3 protein-coding genes are annotated in these 3,314 nt (G+C 62.4%); 1 reads left to right on the top strand and 2 read right to left on the bottom strand.

Annotated features, from left to right (window positions below; translation table 11 throughout):
- Together EN879_RS29175 and EN879_RS29170 are read right to left on the bottom strand one after the other, a co-directional pair.
- Nucleotides 1-1,552 (bottom strand): acetolactate synthase large subunit (locus tag EN879_RS29175; RefSeq protein WP_127274418.1); only part of this gene is annotated, 1,552 nt, incomplete at its 3' end.
- An 84-nt stretch (nucleotides 1,553-1,636) separates the two neighbouring features.
- Nucleotides 1,637-2,974 carry an aromatic ring-hydroxylating dioxygenase subunit alpha gene (locus EN879_RS29170; protein ID WP_164745998.1) on the bottom strand — a complete coding sequence of 446 codons (1,338 nt, stop codon included), beginning with the start codon at nucleotides 2,972-2,974 and terminating at the stop codon, nucleotides 1,637-1,639.
- A 128-nt stretch (nucleotides 2,975-3,102) separates the two neighbouring features.
- Here EN879_RS29170 and EN879_RS29165 point away from each other — a divergent pair.
- A partial coding sequence (locus EN879_RS29165; protein ID WP_127274417.1) for a LysR family transcriptional regulator occupies nucleotides 3,103-3,314 on the top strand: 212 nt, incomplete at its 3' end.

Raw genomic sequence — 3,314 nt, 5'->3', positions numbered from 1 at the left:
CGCCGCCGCCGGTGAAGGCCCGTTCCAGCGCCTGCCGCAAATCGGCGATCTCGCCAACTCTTGTCCCCTTGGCTCCGTAGGCCTCGGCATATCTGACGAAGTCGGGATTGCCGAAGGTCATGCCGAAATCCGGAAATTCGTCGACCGCCTGCTTCCAGCGGATCATGCCATAGGCATGGTCTTCGAGCAGCAGGACGACGAGATTGAGCTTGAGCCTGACGGCGGTCTCCAGTTCCTGGCTGTTCATCATGAAGCCGCCATCGCCACAGATGGCCATGACACGGCGCTGCGGATAGAGCAGTGCCGCCATCATCGCCGACGGCAAGCCCGCGCCCATCGTGGCCAGCGCATTGTCGAGCAGGATCGTGTTTGCCATGCGGGTGCGGTAGTTGCGCGCGAACCAGATCTTGTACATGCCGTTGTCGAGGGCAAGAATCCCATCCGCCGGCATCACGGCGCGCACGTCATGCACGATGCGCTGCGGCGTGAAGCGATCTTCGGTGGCGCGCGCGGCGATGCGGCTCAGAATGCCTTCCCGCAGCGGCAGCAAGGCCTGTGCATTGGGGACCTTGCCCTCGATGCGGTCGGCCAGCAGCGCCAGCGAAGGACCGAGGTCGCCGACGATTTCGGCTTGCGGGAAATAGACCTGCTCGACATCGGCTGAATGGTAGCCGACATGAATGACCTTCGGCCCCTTCGCCCCCATGATGAAGGGCGGCTTCTCTACCGTGTCGTGACCGACGGTGATGATCAGATCGGCCTGTTCGATGGCCTCGTGCACATAGTCGCGCTCCGAAAGGGCTGCCGTTCCCATATAGAGCTCCGTGCCGCCAGGCACGGTGCCCTTGCCCATCTGCGTGGTGAAATAGGGAATTTGCGTCCGCAGCACGAACTGGGCGACATCGGGAGTCACGCGCGGTCGCGACGCCGCCGCACCAAACATCAGCAGCGGACGCCTGGCTTCCATGATCATACGGGCGGCGCGATCAAGCGCGCCCGGGCTGGCCAGCGGCAGTTCGACCGGATGCGTTGGCACGAGTGCTACCGGTTCACACTCGGCCGCCGCAATGTCTTCCGGCAATTCAAGATGTACGGGGCCGGGACGCTCTTCCTGGGCGACACGGAAAGCTTCGCGAACCAACGAGGGGATCATCTTCGGCGAAACGATCTGACGCGACAGCTTGGTCAGCGGCTTCATCGCCGCGACGATGTCGACGATCTGGAAGCGCGCCTGCCGGGATGACAGGATGCCTTTCTGGCCGGTGATCATGATCATCGGCATCGCGCCGAGCAGCGCATAGGCCGAACCGGTCGAAAGGTTGAGCGCGCCCGGGCCAAGCGTGGTGATGCACACACCCGGCTTGCCGGTAAGCCTGCCATAGGTGGCGGCCATGAAAGCGGCTGCCTGCTCGTGGCGGGTCAGGATCAGCTGGATCGAGGAGCGGCGGATGGATTCGACGATATCGAGATTTTCTTCGCCCGGAATGCCGAAAATCCGCTCGACCCCTTCGTTCTCGAGGGCCGCGACGAACAGATCCGAACCTTTGGTCATGACCACCTCTCCCGCAACATTCCGTCGGCCACCTTCATATGGCATCGGAACGCGACGCCTCAAAGAGGCATCTTCGGCTGCGGGTCAGAGGCGCGCGTTGCAACTCGCCGCTTTCGGCGAGGCGAAAAGTTCCTTCGGCGCAGACCATTGGCTGATCGGTGCGCCGCGCGTGCCGGTGATCAGCGAACGCAGTTCTGACAGATAGGTCTGCACGAAGAACGAGGTCTGGCTTTCCAGCGGCGTATAGGGACCCGGCCGGTAGGCGCGCGACATGATGCCGTCGGCATTGTCCTCGGTGATCTTCTTGTCCTGCACCGTGGTGACGTCCCACATCCAGCTGATCGCATCGGCGTCGATGTCGCCATCGGCGTCCTTGTCGACGAGCCAGGTCAGAATGACGTCGGTTTCCGTGGCGCTGCGCGGTATCATCTGGAACAGCGTGACATAATCATTGGCAGCACTTGCAAACGACAGGCGTCCGAGGCGGAAGCCGCTTTCGCCACCATCATAGGCGTGACGGCCGCCCATCAGGCATGAGACCCCCTCACCTGTATTGGACAGCGTGTTGCGGCCGGATCCGATCGGCTTGCGGTGCATGGCAAACGGCATCGTGTCGAGGTCGCCAGCCTGCCACGCGCCCTTGTGGAACTCGGCATCGCCGATGACGCTGTGCCAGGCCTCGATTTCATTCTGCCACTCGACCGCCTTGTCGGCGTCGCGGGTCGCGGTCACTTTGACATGGCCGTTGACGCGGTAATATTCGGGGTGGGCCGGCCGGCAGTGATAGCATTCGAGGAAGTTCTCGAGCACCAGCTTCCAGTTCGCCTTGGTGAGATAGTTCTTGCGCGCGACGATGCGTGCACGGTCAAGGCCGTTTTCGCGCAAGCCGCCGGTCAGCCCGTCCGCGACAGGCTGGATGTCGGGCAGCGAATTGGCATCAAGGCCGCAGAACACGAGGCCGCCGAAACTCTTGCAGGGTACGCGGTGCAGTCCCAGCGCTTCCGGATCGACGCTTTCCGGTAGATCCTGCCGTGACTGCAACTCGCCGGTCAGCCTGAACGACCAGGCATGGTAGGGGCAGACCAGAAGCTTGCCGCGACCATCCTTGGCGCAGAGCCGCGAGCCGCGATGGGTGCAGACATTGTAGTAGGCCGCGATGTCCTCCTCGCCGTCGTCGAAGCGCACGACGATGATCTCCTCGTCGAAAAGCTGGCGCACGATGTAGCGGCCTTTTTCTGGGACCTCGCTGGCATGGGCGACAAGCATCCATTGACGCGGAAACCACAAGTCCCGTTCCAGCGCGAAGATGGCAGGGGCCGCGTAGAAGGCCTGTTCCAGCGACCAGTCCGGACGTTGCCGGTCGATCAGCCTGACGGTCTCGCTTCTGTCGATAGGCTGGCTGTTCGATGTGTAGGCCTGCACGGCAAACACCTTTCTGCTCGCTGGCGTTCGAATGACGTTTCGATAGAGTGTGCGATGCGGAAAGGCTTGCAGCAAATACAGAAATGATAGACATTCATATCGAAAAGGCATGAAAGCAGGTTTGGATCGTGAAAACCCTCAAGACATCGCTTCCCCTGCTGAACGCCATGGTCGTCTTCGAGGCTGCCGCCAGGCATGGCGGGCTGACGCTGGCCGCACAGGAGCTCAACATCGCACAATCGGCGGTCAGCAGGCATGTCGCCAATCTCGAGCGCCAGCTGTCGGTCGAGCTGTTCACGCGCAGAGGCAACCGCGTCGCCGTCACCGGGGCCGGCAACAC

This window comes from Mesorhizobium sp. M7A.F.Ca.AU.002.02.1.1 (genome assembly GCF_003998535.1).
GTDB classification, from domain to species: Bacteria; Pseudomonadota; Alphaproteobacteria; order Rhizobiales; family Rhizobiaceae; genus Mesorhizobium; species Mesorhizobium ciceri.
The sequence above is the reverse complement of the archived record's forward strand: the minus strand, read 5'-3'. Positions and strand labels throughout refer to the sequence as shown.